The sequence below is a fragment of the Paraglaciecola sp. 25GB23A genome (genome assembly GCF_040012495.1).
In the GTDB taxonomy this organism is placed as follows: domain Bacteria; phylum Pseudomonadota; class Gammaproteobacteria; order Enterobacterales; family Alteromonadaceae; genus Paraglaciecola.
Genome location: NZ_JBDYKM010000011.1, coordinates 105,446 through 121,354, shown reverse-complemented (window position 1 = coordinate 121,354; position 15,909 = coordinate 105,446). Strand labels below are relative to the sequence as shown.

The window sequence follows — 15,909 nt, the reverse complement described above, 5'->3', positions numbered from 1 at the left end:
GGAGGTGCTTCAGCTCCGAATTTTTGTTAAACCATCCAATGATTTTACTTTTCTCGTTGAACGCAGCGCTATGTAGCCCAGTCCTCGGCGGCGATTCAGCTTTTAGGCTTTTAATATTTACCATGGGTGTCTCAATAAGATAGGCCTTTTGTAGGAGGTGCTTCAGCTCCGAATTTTTGTTAAACCATCCAATGATTTTACTTTTCTCGTTGAACGCAGCGCTATGTAGCGCGGCCCTCAGTGGTGATTCATTTTTTAATGACCTTGAATATTTACCATATATGTCTCATTAAGGTGTATAAGAATGCTCAAGCCGTTAATTGGATCTAGACTTACCGGCATGAAGCAACCAAAATACGCCCGCTAAAAATGCATCATTCGTTAAATTAGTGCCAAGCTGTATGAACCTCAATGTTAACTTCGGTTATACTAAGTGGGTGTCCGGCAGACAGCTTAATTGCCAGCCGTCTTTTGGTTGTTCTATTGAGTTTTCTGCTCGCTTTTTTGAACCAGTGTTTGTGCCTTTTTTCACGGGCATTTCCAAATTGGATTGTGTCATGCCAACCTTATTACTATCCATGTTCTCTTTGTTATTTTCTGCCGCCATTTTGTTAGTCGGCCATGGCTTACAACTTACTCTCGTGCCCCTTTATGCTTTGAGCTTAGAGTGGGAGCCTGCTCTGATTGGTTACATAGGTTCTAGCTATTTTGTCGGCTTTGTACTGGGCTGTCTTACAGTGCCGCGACTTGTGGCGAAAGTTGGCCACATCAGAGTATTTACTGTCCTTATTGCCCTAACTACTGCATCACTTTTAATGATTGGTTTAGTTGATCATTTCATTTTTTGGATGGCCGCGCGCTGCCTAACTGGCTGGGCATTAGCAGGTATTTATATGGTGATCGAAAGTTGGCTTAACGACAAGACAACGGTTGAGCATCGGGGGGGTATTTTATCGGTGTATATTATTATTACCTTATTGGCCATCTGTGTGGGACAGTTATTAGTGGGTTTTGATATTGGGTTTGAAGGACTCTTTATGTTGGCGGCTGCCTTGCTGGTTTTGGGTATCGTTCCTATCGGGCTTACCACTAGCCCAGTACCACACCCAATTCCGGCCGTGAGTTTTAGTTTTAGTCGGGTCTTCACCGTATCTCAAGTTGCCATGGTTGGCGCGTTTTTTGGTGGCTTAGTGACTGGTGGGTTTTGGGCATTAGGCCCAGTTGTGGCCAATGCTAATGATTTAAGCGCAGGACAAATCGGAATATTTATGGCGGTAACCATACTAGGAGGTACAGCATTGCAGTTTCCTGTAGGTCGCTTATCTGATCGTATCGACCGTCGCCTTGTCATTACCGGTTTGTCGGTATTGGCAGTCTGCACCAGTGTTGTAGCGATTTTTTTTGGCAATACTAGCCCGATGTTTATCTACATCACTATGTTCGCTTTAGGGGGGCTAACCTTTCCTTTGTATTCGCTGTGTCTGGCACATGCCAATGACAATACCGATTTATCCATCATGGAAGTAGGTAGTGGAGTATTGATGATGAATAGTTTGGGCAGTATTCTTGGCCCGCTGATCGTATCTTTTCTGCTTGCTTATACTAGTCACGCCCTATTTATCGTCTCAGGGATTGCTTTGTCAATCTTGGCCTGCTGGACTATTTATCGGATTCGCTTCCACGATGTGGCACGGGATCACTTTGAGCCATTTGTTAGCATACGTAATACAACGCAAGAAATTGTCGAGGTGGGGCTTGAAAGTGAAGAGCAGAGTAGCGCCACTTAAGTAAGCTGAACCCAGCGTTTTTCAGAGGTTTTCACAGAAAAAAACCTATCAATATGATTAATTCAATTCTTAATGAATTAGAATTTACGCTGTTTTTGCCGAACGAAGATAAGAGCAGTTTTATACCCCTGACTTAGCCCTCCCAGCACGACTGGATTAAATGATAAATAAACAAACCAGCAAGTTGCATCGCACCAGATTTTGTTCGAAACGCCAAACCGTAAAAAGCGAAGAGTTTTTTACTCTTTTTCATGTGCGAATATAGTTAGTTAAACCCCTAGAAATTTTGGCTTTAGTTAGTAAAAAATCGACAATTGAATCAGTGGCAGTTATGCTGTCTCTCTGTCCAATTAGTATTGGCAGCTCACAGCTCGGCTGTGAAAGGAATGATTTAATAAATAATTAAGTATTTAAAAGGAACTTTAATATGGATATTTCAAAAATATCAGCTGTCGCTGTTGCTCTTACAATATTGACGGCTTGTGGCGGAAGTGACAGCACTACGCCTACTTCGCCAACGCCAACCCCTTCTCCAACACCAACAAATAGTCCACCTACAATATCATCTAGCCCCGCATTGTCAGCCACTGAAGATCTGGCATATAGCTATCAAGTTGTAGCATCAGACCCTGACAATAGTGCACATGTGCTTACTTATAGCCTCAACAATGCCCCAACAGGAATGAGTATTAATTCTTCAGGTTTAATTACTTGGACGCCAACGGAAGGTGTCTTAAGCTCTGAAGAAGTGACGGTAGTCGTAGCGGAAGATGCAAGCGCAACGGCATTAAACGTCGAGCAAAGCTTTACTGTGGCAGTCACTCCAGTTAATGATCAATTAAGCGTGCAAGCCCTATTAGCAGATTACACTTTAGATAATGGCGCAAACTTCAGTCAACAACTGAACGTGAGCGATGTAGATGATGAAAACAATGGAAGTGATATTAGTTATAGCTTAGTTGGCGCGCCAGCAAATATGACGGTTTCTACTAGTGGATTAATAGAATGGACTCCCGCCCTTAGCGCATCGACAAAGTTCAATATAACGGTCAATGTTGCTGACGGTGGCGAAGATGGCACACTTGCAGTGCCTGTCAGTTTTGCCGTAGATGCGCTGGTTTATCAGCAAATTAGTGGCAAGGTAGCTAATTATTATACAGGCGCGAATATAGAAGCGGCAGAAGTCACGGTTGCTAATGGTGCTGATGTTAGTCAGCCAGTAAGCAGTTCTGCTGAAGGTGATTATGCTATTAGTGTAGTTGATCGTTTTTTAAATGAACGCATGACCTTATCCGCAAATCGAACCGGTTTCGCCAGTTATTCTTTGATAATTGACAGTAGTGCCTCGAACTTAGAAAACCAATTTATTCCGCTAGTGCCTAGTGATGTATCTGCTGATTTCGACCCCACTCAAGCCTTTACCTTAAGTTATCAAGGCATAGATTTATTGGTGTTTGCCGCCAATAGCCTTGAGCGTTTAGATGGCATGCCCATTGAAGGCCAAGTAAGCGTTCAGGCCACTATTATCGATCCAAGTCGTGATATTAGTATCATGCCAGGGGATATGCTAACCACCAACAATGATGAGATGGTGCCAATTGAGTCTTTTGGTGCCTTGGATGTGATTTTAACGGATGCGTCAGGAGCAGCAGTCGACGTTCAAATGGGTCAAACTGTCGATATTCGTATTCCATTGAGTGAAAGCTCGAATACCGTACCAGCAACTATTCCTCTTTACTATTTTGATACGGTCAGTGGCACATGGGTAGAAGAAGGCTCTGCAACACTGGCTAGTGAAAATGGTGAGAGTTTTTATGCCGGCACAGTGAGCCACTTTACTACTTGGAATGCAGATCAAGTTTATTCTACGATATTAATAGAAGGGTGTGTCGTTGACATTGACGGCCTTGCTATTCAAAACGCAACGGTTCGCTCAACAGGACGCACCTACAACGGTTCATCAACCGCGCGGACAGATGCCAACGGCAATTTTAGTATCCCAGTTATGATGAACAGCACTGTATTGTTATATAGTGCTAATGGTAATCAAAGTCGAACCCTTACGGTTATTGCCGGAGATACCGGCCAGCAACTTGATTCATGTCTTGAATTATCAGCTGCGACTGCAACCATCACCCTGACGTGGGGGCAAGATCCTAGAGACTTAGATAGCCATTTTTACGGTCCAGCCGCTGCTGATGCCTCTTCAGAATTCCATGTCTATTATTCGAATGAAGAAGTCACTATTGATGACTCCACTATTTATTTAGACGTGGACGATACTAGTAGCTTTGGACCTGAAATTATTACTATACCCAGTTTTCCATTCGCTGGTCGTTATCAATATGTTGTGCATGAATACTCTGGCCAAGGTAATATTTTAACCTCGCCGACCAGAGTTGAAATCAAACTAGGTACTCAAACCCGCATATTTTCGCCAAATGACGGAAATACAACGGAATATTGGCATGCCTTTGACTTTGTCGTCGATACTGCGGGTAACATTACTATTGAAGAAGTAAATCAATGGATTTCTGGTTTTAGTAACAGAGTGATGCAGCCTCAAAGTAATTTACCTCCGCTGCTAGGTAAACCGCTGAGTGCTCCACTGAGTATCAAACAACGTGCAGTTCAGGGTAAGTATTACGATCATAAATAAACAGTAATCGCCTTCTAGGGTTGGTCTTGTTACCAACCCTTTTTTTATCTGCCTACCTATCTTTATCTTCGAATCAAGTCCCACTCTCCTTACAAGAGTCACACAGAAGAAAGTCGACTCAGCCCTTTCATTCTATCAAAAGTCTTCCTAAAATCTTTGAGTCAACACGCTCAACAAGGAAAGGTGATGAACAAACTCGGTAGCTTCAATACCATGCTCGACGAGCAAATAAAATTTTTCAGTGGTGAAGCAGCAAAACATAAAAATTTGTATCGAAATTGCCGTTATGCCGTTTCAGCGCTCGGCGCTGTTTCAGCAGTGCTAGCAGCATTAACCTTTTGGGTCGATGAAAATAGCATCAAGTTAGCCATCGTTATTTCATCAGCGGTTTCCGGCTTTATTGCTTTTCGTGAGGGCCTACGTAAACCCTATGAGTTATGGATGAATGAGCGTTCCACCAGCCATGCCCTGCTTGATCTGCAGCGGGAAGTTCGGTTTTTTTTAGATGAAAACAGTAGCAACAAACAAATTGAATCGTATTTTTTACAGATGCAAAGTATCGTAATTGCCTCAGGTAAAACTTGGAAGGCCTTAGTGGCGCCTGAGCATAAAGTGTCGGTACAAGACGATAAATTAACTAACAATATGCTGTCAGATAAGAAAAACTTACCTGACAGTAGCTAAATATGCATTTGTCAGTAAAGACACTCTTACTTACTCTGCTATTTCACAGGCTAATTTATTGCATCAAGATAGCCATTATTATGCTAACTACAGGAGATATATTATGAAATCACTGGTCTTCCTCGCATTAACTATCGCGTTTAGTCCTTTTACTTTTGCTGGATTTTCACTCTCGGGCCAACCAGTAATATCAGAGGAAGCTTATAATGCCCAACTTGCGATAATTAACGAAAAGGTGCGCAAGTCCATTAAGATAACAGGCTCAATGGAAGTCTATGAAGATGAACTTACTATTGCACCTTTAGTGCTCTATATAGACTTTCAAAAGCTAATAAAAGTCGCGCAAGGAGCTAGTGTACTGGGCGAATACAGTTCGTGGATAGATCTAGAGTTGGCAACTTGGGGGTTTCAAGAAGTGGTAGATAGGGCCGATGAAAAAATCGTTAAAGAATTAGAAACAAGACTGGGGGGAACCGTTTACCCCATTGATGATGCCACAGAAAGCGCAGCAGCCACTTTTATTGTTATCCCGCCAAATATGCCAGACTTAAATAAAAAGATGCCGAACTACAAAAAGACCTTAATTGCTTATGAGTCTTTTGGCTTTGATGCCGAAGATAACGTTAAAGCCACTCAAATTGAATTGGCTGATATGGACGAAAATGAAGGCGTAGTATTTTTTCCTTATATCAATCTCGCTTTACATAAACAGTCTGCCACAACATCCCAGATGAACGGCGAACTAATGATCAACTACAAGGCAGCGATGAACGGTTACTTTGCCTTATGTATAAAAGCCGGCTGTTTTAAGGCCGCCTTACCTAATCATAGCTATATTGATTTAGTTATTCCTTTGGTGCATCGCAAAGAAGCCACATCAGACGAAACCCAAATGGCCGCACTCGAATATAGTCAAGAACTAATGGCCCAAATGATAACTGAATTTACCATGGCGGCCTTTGAGAAACTCTCAGCACCCGACCCTGAGTAGTTTGAGAAGCTAATTCACAGTAACAAGCTGGTATTGTAACGACACCAATAAATAAAAAGCGCTAAATTAGTGTAAAATTTGGCGCCTTATTTACCATTCACTCACTCTTTTTAATCCATCAGCCCTTTTATATGCACCGTTACACTGCGTCCTAAAGCACTCAATGCGTAACCCCCTTCCAAAGTAGAGATCATTTTGCCTCCACAATGTTTTACGGCCAGTTTTTTTAGCGCAACTGTCAGCCAATGATAGTCGGTCTCTACTAAATTAAATTGGCCCATGATGTCTTCATAGTGACCATCAAAACCGGCTGAAATAAGGATTAACTGCGGAGCAAAAGCATCTAATTTAGCGAGCCATTGTTCACTGATGGCTTGCATAAATTCGTCCCCATAAGTGCCTAGGGGTAGGGGTAAGTTTAAAATATGTGCATTACCTGGCCCGACATCATAAGGGAAACAAGGTGAGGCAAAAGAAGAGCAAAATAGCACCCGCTCATCATCAAAAAAAATGTTTTCAGTGCCGTTTCCGTGGTGAACATCAAAATCTATTATGGCTATGCGTTCAAGACCATATTGAGCCATCGCATAAGCGCCCGCGACCGCAATATTGTTGAAGATACAAAAGCCCATGGCCTGAGCATACTCAGCATGATGACCTGGCGGACGTACGGCACAAAACACTTGATCCGCATCGCCTTGCATGACTAAATCAACTGCCATGATGTTTGCGCCGGCCGCATATAAAGCAGCGTCTAGACTCTGCGGCATTAAAAAGGTATCAGTGTTTATTTCGACACAGCCTCGCTGTGGCACCGTGGTAAAAACCTTATCTACATAAGTTTTGTCGTGGGCTAAATACAATTGTTCTTTAGTGGCTTTGATAGCCTGTTGTTTATCAATAACAAAATCTAAACCAGAGGCGATTAGCCTATCGTTAATGGCATGCAAGCGCGCGGGACTTTCAGGATGCTCGTCGCCCACATCATGTAAATTACAGTGGGGGTCACTAATAAATACAAAACTCATTATTGCTTATCCAAACTTAATACCAAATTGACTTCACCCGGTTCATCGGCGGGCTGGCGTTCAAATTTGGCACTTTCAAATACTCTAAGCATATTACGGTTATCCGCTCTGACCATAGCACGCATTTTTTTCAAACCTCGTTGTTTGGCAATGTCACTCATTACACCCAGCAACTGTTTTGCCATGCCTTTACCATGAAATTTTTCGCGGGTAACAAAGGCTACTTCGCAGCTTTCATTATCGCTACACAAATAGTATCGCCCTACCGCTTGAATTTCAGCCACCGATCCTTGCTGACGCACAATACATAAGGCCAAATCTTTGCTTTGGTCAACACTGACCAAATTACATGACTTTTCCCGGGTCATTTGGGTAGGATAATGGTTATAACGATAAAACAGGGTTTCTTTTGTATGAGAATAGAAAAACTCTTGTAAACGCCGTTCATCTGAGGGATTCAATGGACGCAAGTCAAACTTTTGATTATCGACTGTCAGCGTAAGAAAACCAATTGCTCCTAATTCTGGCACTTCGCGGGGATAGTTCTTTTGATAATTGGGTACCCAATAGTGTTCGCGGACCTTGGCTAAAAGTTGCTCGCGAAATTTAGGATGGGCGACTCTGATTAATTCAAGGGCACGTTCACGAATACTGCGCCCTTTGAGTGACGCCACACCAAATTCAGTTACCACATAGTGCACATGACCGCGTGAAGTGACTACACCGCTACCCTCAGTAATGGTCGGCACAATGCGTGAAATAGTGCCATCTTTGGCCGTCGAAGGCATGGCAATAATAGGTTTACCGCCAGTTGACATCGCCGCCCCGCGGATAAAATCGACTTGCCCACCAATACCACTGTAAAACTGAAAGCCGATAGAATCAGCCACTACTTGGCCGGTTAAGTCGACTTCTAAGGCGCTATTAATAGCGACCATTTTATGATTTCGCCCAATGTTACTCGGTGAGTTCAAATAGTCGCTGGGATAGAATTCAACATGGGGATTGTTATCTACAAAGTCATACAGTTTTTTACTGCCCAAACAAAAACTGGCTACTGTTTTACCGGGATGAAAGGTTTTTTTACGGTTGTTGATTACTCCTTTGGCAATCAAATCAATAATACCGTCAGTGATTAATTCACTATGCACACCCAAATCCTTATGGTTCTGCAAATAATACAATACTGCATTGGGAATTTTACCCACACCCAATTGCAAGGTGGCACCATCTTCTACCAACATCGCCACATATTGGCCAATACGTTCGGTTATTTTATCTGGCTCAAAATGCGGTAATTCTGGCAGGGCTTGTTCTACCTCAATGCAGGCAGCAATATTATCAATGCGAATAAAACTGTGACCACTGGTACGCGGCATTAAAGGATTGATTTGCGCAATCACATATTTTGCTTTTTTAACCGCAGCCAAATTGACATCAACGGCTACCCCTAAGGAGCAATAACCATATTTATCGGGCGGGCTTACCATTACCAAAGCCGCATCTAAGGGCAATATATCTTGCTCAAACAGCGACGGTACTTCAGATAAAAAACACGGCGTATAATCGACGCGCCCTTCGGCCACCGCTTGACGAATTTTTTCGCCACCAATAAAAAAAGTGTTCACTTTAAACAGATCACTAAATTGCGGATCAACCCAGCGACTCTCTGATAGGGTATTAATGTGCACCAACTCTATGTCGTGCAGCCCTTTGCCATTGGCAATCAAATCATCAATCAAAGCATTGGGTACTGCAGCGTTTGAGCCAATATAAATACGATTACCGGACTGGAGCAGTTCTGGCCAGTCAGGACGATTGGGTAAGGCGAATTCCATGATAATTCCTGTGGCATAGCAAGAGCTTACTATGCCACAGGATTATGTTTGATGCATTGCGACTATGGTCTAGTGTCATCCATCAACAGATAAGCAATTTTTACATTAGTGATTTGCTGGTAAATGGGATGCTTGATTATCTAACCAAATACGAATTAAGCGCGACTTGGCAATCCCAGTGTTTACGGACAAAGCGTTAAGTTGCGCTATGGCGACCTTCCCCAAGGTAAAAGTCGCTCGTTTCATTGGCTCATCTGATAAGACTTTCTGTTCCGCTATCGACACCAACTGCAAACCACAGGCATAAAACTCCGCACCATGAATAAATTCATCAACCGTTACCGGCTTTAGTTCAGCCGACGGCGCGGATTTTTTCAAACTGCTCAGAGACATGTTGCTGTCCTTTACTAAAAAGTTCTTCAACTATGGCGCGAATTTCTGCGGCCGCTTTGCCATCTGGCTCGATTTCCATCACTGATCTGCCTGACTCCTCACTGTCATCATATAAATTACGACTGTAGGTTATGGCATCGAGCACATCAATTTCGAAAGAGCGGCAAACGTCTTTAGCTTCTAATATTCGCGGTGCAAGTGAGGGTAAAGACGGGCATTGGGTGATCACAAAGGCCGCATTCATTTTAGGGTTTACCATTTTACAGGTAGAAATAATATCTTCCATATGCGACACGGTTTTTAAATCACGGCGTTTTGGACGCAAAGGAATAAGTATGTGATTGGCCACAGACATAGATGACCGCAAGGCCATATTGTCTTGACCACCGCAGTCGACTATCACGTATTGATAATGGTTATTTAAACTTAATAACTCATTACGAATTTTTCCGAACAGTTGAACGCAGTTAATATTGCTCAACCCCGCATTACCGGTACGTTCTTGGATCCAATCAGATGTGGTGCGCTGTGGGTCACAATCGACCATCAACACCGTTGATTTTTTTTCAACCCGTAAATGCACGGCTATATTTTGTGCTAGGCAGCTTTTACCGCTGCCTCCTTTTTCGCCACCGACTAAGATAATCATATAAGCTTCCTCAATTACAAGGTTTGCCATCAAGACAAACTCTCGTCTACTGCTATTGAATATAGTTTTGAATATGAAAAAGTGGGCTTGAGGCAACTCTCCCTGCTGGCAACCCCGCTATCTTAGTTGGCCCGCTAAAAATTAACGAAACAACCTTAGACCGGAAGCTTTGCGTCGCTGTCTTTCAACAGCTTTGCCTTTTTCATGTATACAACATTAGAACCGATAGGGTCGTTTTTCCACCCTAACAAGGCATATCAGTTAATGCTAAGGTATCAATGTTGATACCTGTAATTTGGCCCTAGGCAAAACTTGTAAACTGAGTTTAGGTAGTTTAAGTTCTCAGCTCTTTAATTCAAATTTCACGGATGACCGATGTCAATTAAAACCAATAATTTCATTATAAGTAGTTTATTTTTAGCTTTCGCGCTGCCCAGTTTTGCCCAAACTGCTGATATGTCTGAGCATATTGAAACCATTGTGGATGCTAAACCGCTCAACCGTGTTGAACCTAAATATCCAGTTAGTGCTGCGCGTTCAGGTCAAGAGGGTTGGGTAAAAGTGAGCTTTGTCATCGACGAAGAAGGCAATGTAGTTGATCCACTCATTCAAGATTCAAGTGGCATAACAAGCTTTGAAAAAGAAACCTTAAAGGCTATGAAAAAATGGAAATATAGTCCCGCGATGCAAGATGGAAAACCCATTGAACAATGTCAGATGGAAGTGCAAATGGATTATAAAATGAGCGGTCAGTCGGGAGTGACTAGAAAATTTAATAACGCTTACGTAAAAATTGTTGAGGCGATAAAATCTAAAGCCTTTGAGTTAGCAGAAAAAAATTAACTGACATGGCTGGTTCCAAAATGTGGACGCATAGTGAAAGCGGCTACTTTTGGCTAGCAGATTCTATGTATGCCAAGGAAGTCGATGATATACAAAGAGAACTCGCCAGTGTCAATCGAGCCTTGTCATCAGGAAAAGATGCTCTGACTGGGCAAACGTATCTGTATTTACTTAACCGCCAATTCATTTTGTATGTTGCCGACACCCAGTACGCCAAGTCAATGCAAACGTATAAACAAATACTAGAGCAAGAAGACAATGCTAATGTCGTTGCCGAACTTCGGCCTTACGCAACCAAAGTGCTAACCCTGCTACAAAGTGATAAGCCCTTAATACATTCAGCAGAAATACGCACTAGTGGTTCGTCTTATCATGAACTAAGTCGAGAAAGTTTTGCTTTACGCGTCAATGAAGGTGAGTTGGATGAGGTGCAGATAAGATGTGCCAACAAACGTTCGCGATTTACCGCCTCTGAAAACTCAACGTGGAACATTCCAAGCAGTTGGGGCCAGTGCACCGTATTTGTTACTGGCACTCCAAAATCAAAGTTTGATGTAGTTGAAATCGGTGCTTATCAAAGTGCTATCTAGTGGTATTTTGTGTGCCCTATATCAATAGGGCAAACTCCTGCTTTATCTAAAAGCTTAGACAGATTTAACCTTAAAATCTTTAGTCGATTGGTCAATATGCTGGTAAATATCAGCCAATACCTTTGAAGCCTCATCCATTATTTGTACTTGCTGCTGTGAGACTGTGCTTTGTGATTCTAATGCGCTTAAGGCAGCATTAATGTCTTTGGTTTGCTGATCTTGCTGAATCATTTCACGCTCAACCACTTGGTTTAATCGGCTAATTTGATTAAATGCGGCGTGTAATTTATCGACAAATTCCTGAGAACGTTTTGATTGTTCCAGACTTATCTCAGCTTGTTCCTTACCTTGGCTCATAGCCAGCACGGCTTTATCTGCTTCCTTTTGTAACTTGCTGATGTTTTCTGAAATTTGCTTGGTTGATTCTTGTGTCTTGTTGGCTAAGGTTCTTACTTCATCAGCTACTACGGCAAAGCCGCGGCCAGACTCACCCGCTCGCGCCGCTTCAATCGCCGCATTTAATGCCAATAAATTGGTTTGATCAGCAATCCCATTAATAACGTTGACTACACTACCGATATCGTCAGTATCTTTTTTTAGGGCGGCAATAATATCAGAAGCATGATTAGTCGCTTGAAGCATGATTTGGCTAGTTTGCACGTTTTCATCAAACATCAATTGTCCTTTGTCTGCCAAGGCATTTGACTCATTAACAAAAGAATTAGCTTCACTGATGGCATCGTTAACAGAATCATTGGAGTGAGTCATTTTCTGCATGGAACTACTTAACTTAGTGGTTTCATTAATTTGCGTAAGAATACCTGCTTTAAAGTATTCAAAGGCACTAAACAACTCAGCAATAATAACCCCGAGCTTTTTGACATCTCTGAAAATACCTGACAACACTTTGCTTAAACCCGATTGAATTAAACTAAAGTTATCAGCCACCTGGCCAATTTGATCCTCTGTAGTTTTATTTATCACGCTGGTGAAGTCACCTTTGGCAATGTGCTGCGACGTGAGTGCAACATTATTAAGCGGTAACAGAATACGCGTATTAACAAACCAGATAATTAAAACAATAGTGACAACAACTGCCACCACTACCAGCAAATTGGTGTAAAGCGCCGCTGCATCAGATTGGCTTTCGATATCTGTTTGCAAGGTGCTGATTTTGCCGTTAACAGCCTCGACGGCTTTATTCAGATTCTGAGTTGGCTCTCGGTCAATGCCTTTTACACTGAGGTCGGCAATTGCAATATCGAAATTTGCTGCCACAAAGGCGGCGTAGCCAGCTTCATACGCCACCAGCATTTTAGGATAACTCGACGCAAAGGCACTTAAGTGTTTATAGGCCGGATGGCTGGGATCCATGTCAGATAATAATTCACGATAATGTTGCTGAATTTGCTGAGCCAAAGAATTAAAATTAGTCCAATATTTATTTAAACTATCTGGATTTTTACCGCGTATTAGCGTGTTTTTCCACTCCTGCACTTGGGTTTTAAAATCAACGTTTAGCGCACCGACTTTAACCATGTAATGCACATCTTGCTCAACCGTATCACTGTACTCATGGATAACAGTTTTTAGCACAGAAAAACCCGTGAACACAGCGGCGAGAATAATAATCAAGGCGGAAACAAATAATAGTAGCAGCTTGTTTCTGATGTTATGGCGTATTAAGTTCATCGTCAAAGTCCTTAGAAAAGACGGTTCAAAAAAGACAAAGTATCTCGCTAGTCAGTGACATAGGTATGACAACAACGTTCAACAAGTAAGTATTTAACGGCACAGGCCCACTATTTCTTAAACACGCTTTAGGTCAAAGGCGCAGTGGTTGCGCGTATTTTTACACAAAACCTATAGTTAGCGCTAAGTTAGCCCATTTAAATCAGCCATCTTATGGCGCACAAGCCTTGCACGAAAATAATTTAGCATTTTCTTTTGAGTTCGAGGCATTAGCTCAGTAAATCGCCTGAACACCATCAACTATTTCGCTAAATAGACTATGAAAGCCACTCATTGAAAGGGTATAGTTTGGGGTCTGCGTAGTAAATAGATAGAGATAATATGCAACAACTTAACATTGCTGATTCAGTCAAGGAATTACAACACACTTTCAGCACAGGGCGCACCAAAGACTTAGGTTGGCGCAAAAACCAACTGACTCAACTCAAGCTATTACTCACCGAACACGAAGGCGAGTTTATCACAGCCCTGCATCAGGATTTACACAAAAGTGAACAAGAGGCATGGACCTCAGAAATTGGCTTTCTGCTCAGCGATATAGACCATACCCTTAAACATTTATCGGCTTGGGCTAAACCACGTAGCGTTTCGACTCCCTTATTTGTGCAGCCGGGTAAAAGTTATCTGCTACCTGAGCCCTTAGGCAGCGTATTAATAATCGGTGCATGGAATTATCCACTGCAGTTAGTTGTTGCTCCGCTGGTTGCTGCTATCGCCGCCGGTAACTGCGCGATTATTAAACCCTCTGAGCTTTCAGTTAGCACTGCGACGCTATTGGCGACATTGATACCACAATATTTGGATAATCAGGCCTACAAAGTTGTCACTGGCGCAGTAAAAGAAACCACTGAATTACTCCAGCAACGATTTGATCACATCTTGTATACTGGTGGTGAGGGCGTGGCAAAAATAGTCATGCGCGCTGCCGCTGAACATTTGACCCCAGTCACCTTAGAGTTGGGTGGTAAATGCCCGTGTATCGTGGACAGCAATACAGACTTATCGGTTACGGCCTCACGCATTGCGTGGAGCAAATGGATGAACGCCGGTCAAACTTGTGTGGCGCCAGACTATGTTGTGGTTGAAAAAGCATTTGTCGATACCTTTGTAGCTGCCTTAACCACAAAAATTGAGGCCTTTTATGGCTCAGATGCCAAACAAAGCCCTGATTATGGACGCATCATCAATGAGCGCCATTTTGCTCGCTTAGCCAATTATTTACACGAGCAAAATGTTATCTATGGTGGGCAATTAGATGCGAGCAACAAGTACCTTGGGCCAACCATTGTATTATCGCCCTCCGCTGATAGCTTGGTCATGCAAGAAGAAATATTTGGCCCAATATTAGTCATCGTCACCGTGGATAAAATCCAACAAGCCATCGAACTGGTGAACAGCCGCCCTAAACCCCTAGCCCTTTATCTTTATACTAAAAATACGGGTTTAGAGCAGCAGGTACTGCAACAGACTAGCGCCGGTAATGTGGGCATTAATGATGGCATGATGTTTATGGCTAACCCTAATCTACCCTTTGGTGGTGTTGGCAATAGTGGGATGGGCGCTTACCATGGTCAATTTGGCTTCGATACTTTTAGCCATTTAAAAACCGTGCTCAAACGCAGTTTCTTGTTTGATGTCGCTTTGCGCTATCCACCCTTTAATTCGACAAAATTAAATTGGCTTAAAAAGTTACTTTAACGACCTCTGAAGGAATAAACATTATTATGTCACTCATGCCCTTTCATCTTGCCATTCCGGTTGACTGTTTAGACTCAGCGCGCACCTTTTATGGTGAACTATTGGGCTGCGAGCAAGGGCGTAGTTCAGCACAGTGGATAGACTGGAATTTTTTTGGACATCAGTTAGTTACTCACCTTGTTGCGCAAATGCCCAGCGCACCCGCTCACAATCAAGTGGATTCACATGCGGTGCCCGTACCGCATTTTGGTGTGGTGCTGGCGTGGCATGACTGGCAGGTACTGGCTGACAAACTAAGCCTTGCCAACACCGATTTTATTATCGAACCTTATATCCGTTTTAAGGGTGAAGTAGGTGAACAAGCCACCTTGTTTTTTCTTGATCCATCAGGCAATGCACTTGAGTTTAAGGCCTTTAAAGATATGACTCAGTTATTTGCAAGTTAGTTGAAGTCAGCTTTGCGTAACACACTATAAAATGGAAAGTCCAAATATGGCGGAATGTACATGAAAACCTACTTTAAGTGCGCCTTAAATGTTGTTTTTGCTGGTTTGTTTTGCACTAGTTTAAGCGCGCAAACGGTCACAGATTCGATAATTCCTAAATATGTAGTTGAAGATCAGGTTTTATATCGCGAAATACTGGCAATGGACAAAACATTTTTTAGCGCTTACAACTCCTGTGACATGGACACGCAAAGCGCCATTTATGCCGAAGATATAGAGTTTTTTCATGATAAGGGCGGCTTAATGACCTCTAAAAGTGACATATTAGACGCTACAAAACGTAATATTTGTGGGAAGGTCACGCGCCAACTTATTGAGGGCAGTGTTGAGGTTTATCCCATTGCTAACTATGGAGCAGTGCAAATAGGCTTTCATAAATTTTATAACAATCAAGAGCCTGACGCCCCTTCGCTGCCAAGCAAATTTATCATGATGTGGCACAAGGTTGATGAAAATTGGCAAATAAGCAAAGTGATAAGTTTGCATTAGAC

At 42.5% G+C, this 15,909-nt stretch carries 14 protein-coding genes and 1 riboswitch; of the genes, 9 read left to right on the top strand and 5 right to left on the bottom strand.

Annotation, left to right across the window (positions count from 1 at the left end):
• Window positions 1-557 precede the first annotated feature (557 nt).
• The 4 genes from ABKW31_RS14900 (at window position 558) to ABKW31_RS14885 (ending at window position 6,121) form a co-directional block, all read left to right on the top strand.
• On the top strand, window positions 558-1,787 hold the full coding sequence (locus ABKW31_RS14900) for an MFS transporter (protein WP_348617350.1): 1,230 nt from the start codon (window positions 558-560) through the stop codon (window positions 1,785-1,787).
• 427 nt (window positions 1,788-2,214) lie between these two features.
• The gene (locus ABKW31_RS14895) at window positions 2,215-4,446 is read left to right on the top strand and encodes a putative Ig domain-containing protein (RefSeq protein ID WP_348617349.1); all 2,232 of its coding nucleotides are present in this window, start codon (window positions 2,215-2,217) and stop codon (window positions 4,444-4,446) included.
• A gap of 186 nt (window positions 4,447-4,632) precedes the next feature.
• On the top strand, window positions 4,633-5,130 hold the full coding sequence (locus ABKW31_RS14890) for a DUF4231 domain-containing protein (protein WP_348617347.1): 498 nt from the start codon (window positions 4,633-4,635) through the stop codon (window positions 5,128-5,130).
• Window positions 5,131-5,233: 103 nt separating this feature from the next.
• Entirely contained in the window at window positions 5,234-6,121 is an 888-nt protein-coding gene (locus ABKW31_RS14885; protein ID WP_348617346.1) for a hypothetical protein, read from the top strand.
• Between the two features lie 110 nt (window positions 6,122-6,231).
• Here the strand turns inward: ABKW31_RS14885 and ABKW31_RS14880 are convergent, their stop codons facing one another.
• The 4 genes from ABKW31_RS14880 to ABKW31_RS14865 form a co-directional block, all read right to left on the bottom strand.
• Window positions 6,232-7,149 (bottom strand): histone deacetylase family protein, encoded by a 918-nt coding sequence (locus ABKW31_RS14880; protein WP_348617345.1) that lies wholly within the window; start codon window positions 7,147-7,149, stop codon window positions 6,232-6,234.
• Window positions 7,149-8,987, bottom strand: a complete 1,839-nt coding sequence (locus ABKW31_RS14875; protein WP_348617344.1) for a GNAT family N-acetyltransferase — start codon at window positions 8,985-8,987, stop codon at window positions 7,149-7,151. The genes ABKW31_RS14880 and ABKW31_RS14875 overlap by 1 nt, the downstream gene beginning before the upstream one ends.
• A gap of 105 nt (window positions 8,988-9,092) precedes the next feature.
• Window positions 9,093-9,380, bottom strand: a complete 288-nt coding sequence (locus ABKW31_RS14870) for a replication protein RepA (protein WP_348617343.1) — start codon at window positions 9,378-9,380, stop codon at window positions 9,093-9,095.
• Window positions 9,340-10,029 carry an AAA family ATPase gene (locus ABKW31_RS14865; RefSeq protein WP_348617342.1) on the bottom strand — a complete coding sequence of 230 codons (690 nt, stop codon included), beginning with the start codon at window positions 10,027-10,029 and terminating at the stop codon, window positions 9,340-9,342. Before ABKW31_RS14865 ends, ABKW31_RS14870 begins: the two co-directional genes overlap by 41 nt.
• Window positions 10,030-10,133: 104 nt before the next feature.
• A riboswitch (cyclic di-GMP riboswitch) is annotated at window positions 10,134-10,237 on the bottom strand.
• 167 nt (window positions 10,238-10,404) lie between these two features.
• On the opposite strand from ABKW31_RS14865, the gene ABKW31_RS14860 reads away from it, so the two are divergent.
• Both ABKW31_RS14860 and ABKW31_RS14855 read left to right on the top strand, forming a co-directional pair.
• Complete coding sequence (locus ABKW31_RS14860; protein ID WP_348617341.1) at window positions 10,405-10,872, top strand: energy transducer TonB; 468 nt, start codon at window positions 10,405-10,407, stop codon at window positions 10,870-10,872.
• Window positions 10,873-10,892: 20 nt separating this feature from the next.
• Window positions 10,893-11,462 carry a hypothetical protein gene (locus ABKW31_RS14855; protein WP_348617340.1) on the top strand — a complete coding sequence of 190 codons (570 nt, stop codon included), beginning with the start codon at window positions 10,893-10,895 and terminating at the stop codon, window positions 11,460-11,462.
• Window positions 11,463-11,516: 54 nt separating this feature from the next.
• Here ABKW31_RS14855 and ABKW31_RS14850 read toward each other — a convergent pair whose 3' ends face one another.
• Window positions 11,517-13,154, bottom strand: coding sequence for a methyl-accepting chemotaxis protein (locus tag ABKW31_RS14850; RefSeq protein ID WP_348617339.1), 1,638 nt, complete (start codon window positions 13,152-13,154; stop codon window positions 11,517-11,519).
• 381 nt (window positions 13,155-13,535) lie between these two features.
• Here ABKW31_RS14850 and ABKW31_RS14845 point away from each other — a divergent pair, with 381 nt between their 5' ends.
• Genes ABKW31_RS14845 through ABKW31_RS14835 form a run of 3 tightly spaced genes read left to right on the top strand, consistent with a single transcriptional unit; the run spans window position 13,536 to window position 15,907 of the window.
• On the top strand, window positions 13,536-14,912 hold the full coding sequence (locus ABKW31_RS14845; protein ID WP_348617338.1) for an aldehyde dehydrogenase family protein: 1,377 nt from the start codon (window positions 13,536-13,538) through the stop codon (window positions 14,910-14,912).
• A 26-nt stretch (window positions 14,913-14,938) separates the two neighbouring features.
• Window positions 14,939-15,358 (top strand): VOC family protein, encoded by a 420-nt coding sequence (locus ABKW31_RS14840; protein ID WP_348617337.1) that lies wholly within the window; start codon window positions 14,939-14,941, stop codon window positions 15,356-15,358.
• A 60-nt stretch (window positions 15,359-15,418) separates the two neighbouring features.
• Window positions 15,419-15,907, top strand: a complete 489-nt coding sequence (locus ABKW31_RS14835; protein WP_348617336.1) for a nuclear transport factor 2 family protein — start codon at window positions 15,419-15,421, stop codon at window positions 15,905-15,907.
• Window positions 15,908-15,909: the final 2 nt, after the last annotated feature.

Excerpts from the sequence above, each read along its gene's own strand:
- ABKW31_RS14895 (WP_348617349.1), top strand. The coding sequence starts at position 2,215 with ATGGATATTTCAAAAATATCAGCTGTCGCTGTTGCTCTTACAATATTG.
- ABKW31_RS14840 (WP_348617337.1), top strand. The coding sequence starts at position 14,939 with ATGTCACTCATGCCCTTTCATCTTGCCATTCCGGTTGACTGTTTAGAC.
- ABKW31_RS14875 (WP_348617344.1), bottom strand. The coding sequence starts at position 8,987 with ATGGAATTCGCCTTACCCAATCGTCCTGACTGGCCAGAACTGCTCCAG.
- ABKW31_RS14870 (WP_348617343.1), bottom strand. The coding sequence starts at position 9,380 with ATGTCTCTGAGCAGTTTGAAAAAATCCGCGCCGTCGGCTGAACTAAAG.
- ABKW31_RS14850 (WP_348617339.1), bottom strand. The coding sequence starts at position 13,154 with ATGAACTTAATACGCCATAACATCAGAAACAAGCTGCTACTATTATTT.
- ABKW31_RS14885 (WP_348617346.1), top strand. The coding sequence starts at position 5,234 with ATGAAATCACTGGTCTTCCTCGCATTAACTATCGCGTTTAGTCCTTTT.
- ABKW31_RS14845 (WP_348617338.1), top strand. The coding sequence starts at position 13,536 with ATGCAACAACTTAACATTGCTGATTCAGTCAAGGAATTACAACACACT.
- ABKW31_RS14835 (WP_348617336.1), top strand. The coding sequence starts at position 15,419 with ATGAAAACCTACTTTAAGTGCGCCTTAAATGTTGTTTTTGCTGGTTTG.
- ABKW31_RS14855 (WP_348617340.1), top strand. The coding sequence starts at position 10,893 with ATGTGGACGCATAGTGAAAGCGGCTACTTTTGGCTAGCAGATTCTATG.
- ABKW31_RS14860 (WP_348617341.1), top strand. The coding sequence starts at position 10,405 with ATGTCAATTAAAACCAATAATTTCATTATAAGTAGTTTATTTTTAGCT.
- ABKW31_RS14900 (WP_348617350.1), top strand. The coding sequence starts at position 558 with ATGCCAACCTTATTACTATCCATGTTCTCTTTGTTATTTTCTGCCGCC.
- ABKW31_RS14880 (WP_348617345.1), bottom strand. The coding sequence starts at position 7,149 with ATGAGTTTTGTATTTATTAGTGACCCCCACTGTAATTTACATGATGTG.
- ABKW31_RS14890 (WP_348617347.1), top strand. The coding sequence starts at position 4,633 with ATGAACAAACTCGGTAGCTTCAATACCATGCTCGACGAGCAAATAAAA.
- ABKW31_RS14865 (WP_348617342.1), bottom strand. The coding sequence starts at position 10,029 with ATGATTATCTTAGTCGGTGGCGAAAAAGGAGGCAGCGGTAAAAGCTGC.